At 35.6% G+C, this 3,588-nt stretch carries 1 protein-coding gene; it reads left to right on the top strand.

Features of this window, described 5'->3' with window-relative positions; genetic code table 11:
• The first annotated feature begins 522 nt into the window (after positions 1-522).
• A complete protein-coding gene (locus tag AC1DSL_RS16430) occupies positions 523-1,800 on the top strand; it encodes an IS110 family RNA-guided transposase (RefSeq protein ID WP_477533016.1) in 1,278 nt (425 codons plus the stop codon).
• The last annotated feature ends 1,788 nt before the right edge of the window (positions 1,801-3,588 follow it).

Below are 3,588 nucleotides of genomic sequence, written 5' to 3'. Positions count from 1 at the left end.
AGATGGTACCATTTTGGCAAGACGAAGTTGTATATGTCATGGTGGAGGGTGAGAGAAAGAAATTTACGGTTTATTTAATTGATATTTTAATTCACTAAATTATTACATTTCTGGAAATGCATAAAAATATCGTTGTGCTGGTGGTTTTATCAATGATTATATTGCGCTATCATCACCACACAGCCCTTATATTAACAATAAGACAACAATTTCTCTTAAAATAAAGAAATGGCTAGAAATTGGTTAGGAGGAGATACCAATGGCTAAAGAGGATTGTTTGAAACAAGGATATGAAATTTTAAAAGATGAAAACAAGTGGAAATTTAGGTTCTCGAATCTTCAACTAACGGRTGCTTTAGTAAWAATCATCGGGCTGCTTAGGCAGCTTTTTTTCTTATTGAACTAACGGGGCAGCATTCCTGTTTGAAGGATGTTCGAGGTCTTGAAAGAAAAAGAGCCCTCTAGTATGATGCATGAGTGTCAACGACCATTGACCCATCATCAAACAAGGAGGACTTCTCTATGCAGTTTAAATGCAATGAAAAAATTAATCAAGTGACTGAAAATACACTCGTTGTCGGTATGGATATTGCCAAGCGTGTTCATTACGCGTGCTTTGTCGATGAACGAGGGCGTGTGATTGAAAAAGCTTTTCCGGTACATCAATCAAAAGAAGGCTTTGATAGTTTGTATGAAAAGATTCGTCAAACGATGAAAGAAGCTAAGAAAACAGACGTTATAGTCGGAATTGAGCCAACAGGCCACTACTGGATGAACTTAGCTAATTTCTTAGACCACTACGGCATTCCACTTATCATGGTCAACCCAATGCACGTTAAACGTTCGAAGGAATTGGACGATAATTTACCAACAAAGAACGATAAAAAAGATGCGTTGGTCATCGCACGTTTATTGAAAGATGGACGTTTTAGTTATCCACGTTTGTTAAAAGATGTAGAAGCTGAACTGCGTATCKGATCTACTCTCCGTTCAAAGTTAACGGAAGATTTAGCGAGTATTAAAAATCGAATCATCCGTTGGCTTGATCGCTATTTTCCAGAGTTTACTCAAGTCTTTCCGTCTTTTGGAAAGATGGCGCTGGCGGCATTGGAAATGACTCCATTTCCACAGGATATTGAAGGGAAAAGTGCTGAGGAGTTGGTCTTTTTATACCGTGAGGTAGAGGGTATGAGGACACCACAGTTGCCGAAAGCAAAGCTTCTCATTGAAGCATCGACGAACTCAATCGGACTGACAGAAGGAGAACAGATGGCCCGACATGAAATCGCCACGCTTCTACGTCAGTATCGCTTATTAGAAAACGAAATTGAATCTGTGAATAGTCAATTAGCCGAAATGGCACAAACAACTATGGAATTTGAGTTTCTCTCTTCTGTTCCTGGTTTAGGAGATGCAACAATTGTTGATTTACTTTCAGAAGTAGGAAGCTTTTCGCTTTATGAAAATCCACGCCAATTGATTAAACTAGCGGGATTGACATTACGTGAAAACTCATCTGGTCAACATAAGGGGCAAAAACATATCTCCAAACGAGGAAGAAAGAGACTTAGATATATTCTTTTCAAAGTAATCGTCCCACTCATTCGTCATAACGAACCGTTTAAACGGCTTCATGAATACTACACAACACGCCAACAAAATCCCTTGCGGGGTAAGCAGTCGATGGTGGTCCTATGCGGTAAATTACTAAAAGTATTGCATGGTATTTGTAAAAAGAAAGTCCATTTTAATGAGCAATATATGATGAAGGATCTCTACTGTCTCGCAGAGACAGCGTAAACATTTCTTATCATCGAGACCTATACCCAGAAGGATGACACGGAGAAGCCAGCATCATAACTAAACTAAGACCACGAGTCCCCGGGGCAGCTAAGCAGGCCTCTGCCTTATGAATAGACCGAACGAAGGAATGTAAGCGCATTGACGCTAAGAGACATGGGAGGGTACGTCGTCATAAGTATCGCAGAGATCCATAGTGCATCACATAGTGGATAAAACAGCTAATGATTTCCATTAGTTTTAGCGAAGCGTACGCTCTATTTGGTAATAAAACAAGAAATTCAAGAATATGTATGTAAATTATATAAAAAATAATTTTTTCTACATTACGAAGTGGTGCAAACCGTTGATACATCAATATTTATAGAGGGAGGTTAGTTSAAGAGGATTTCTTGCAAACTGGARGAGGTATATAAATGAATAAATTAATTAGATTCTTGGATAARTACCTCATAGGCAGCGTAATGATTATTKGTGGRATATTAYTTTTCATAATTACTCACGGTAAACCTTTTAAAGAAGTTGAAGACTCATTAGTTGTARCCTATGCATWTGTTATTGGTGGAATTGTATATCTACTGTTTAAAGCGATTCAGAAACGGTAGTTCATATTAGTTTSTAGTTCTTCAACTAACGGGTGCTTTAGTTAAAAATCGTGGAGTTGCTTTTAAGCCGTTCAGTTTTGAATCACTTTTCTTGAAATATAACCCTAAATAGACACCCAATTAGATAGTCAATTGGGTGTCTATTTTTTATTGATATATCAAGGTTTGTATTGATTTTACCTTTAAAATAATCATACTATTGACAGGTCAATTATTGCTATTACAATTGTGATTGTAAAGTGATTATTTAGGTATCTATTTGGTATGATAAAGAGGTGTGAAATTGCATTGACGAAAAACAACCGAATAAACTAAACAAGAAACCTGTAAACCGGGAAATGAATATTTATGATTGGAATAGAGAAAAAAACACAGAGTATTATCTCAATGTTTTTCTAGTTGTTCTACTTTTTAATAAACCAATTTTCTTCTCCGTTTATTCAACTAAAGAACCTGTTAGTGGAATAACAGCTTCAGCAAAATTTGAACTTATTTATTCCCATTTTTATCCTTCATTTTATCTCTTCCTTTTCATTGTACCTCGTTGCTTCTGACTTTAACTATACGTTGCACAATAAATCCAACTATTAAGCCGATAGCAAAAGGAAGTATTGCAATATTTGCATCAAAAATCAACCCATTTTCTAACGGCTCATTTAGAACAAATGAAAACCTAAGAAGAGATAAATTAAATATATTTCCAATCCAATATAATAGAGCCATTGTCCCAACTGATGATAATAACGGAAACAATATAATTCTCACAAAAGACCTTCTTTCAATACTTGTTATTGAACAAACCTGCCTCGTTAGTGAAACAAAAATAACAATTCCTTTTATTTATTATACCAACAATATCCATTTTTACCTCTAAAAAGATAAAATTTTCTATCAATTATAAAAGCACCTCGAAATGAGGTGCTAATTTGAGTTATATTTGGCTGTTTATTTTGATAATAAAACAGGGTTGATTTAACCGCTTATTTAGGAAGAAGTGATCCAAAACCGAACGGCTTAAGTTGCTTTGGCAGCTCTTTTTTCTTATTGAAATAACGGGGCAGGTTAGTTGAACAAGGAAATGTTGAAATAGGACCTAAAATTCTTGGGGAAAAGGAAGTAAGCGTAATACGATTCGATAATTTAGGTTTTTATACAAAACCTTATAATTCTACATGGGAGGTTT

The sequence above is a fragment of the Paenisporosarcina sp. P4_D4 genome (assembly GCF_056401835.1).
Note: the sequence above shows the minus strand (reverse complement) of the source record. Positions and strands in the feature narration are given on the sequence as shown.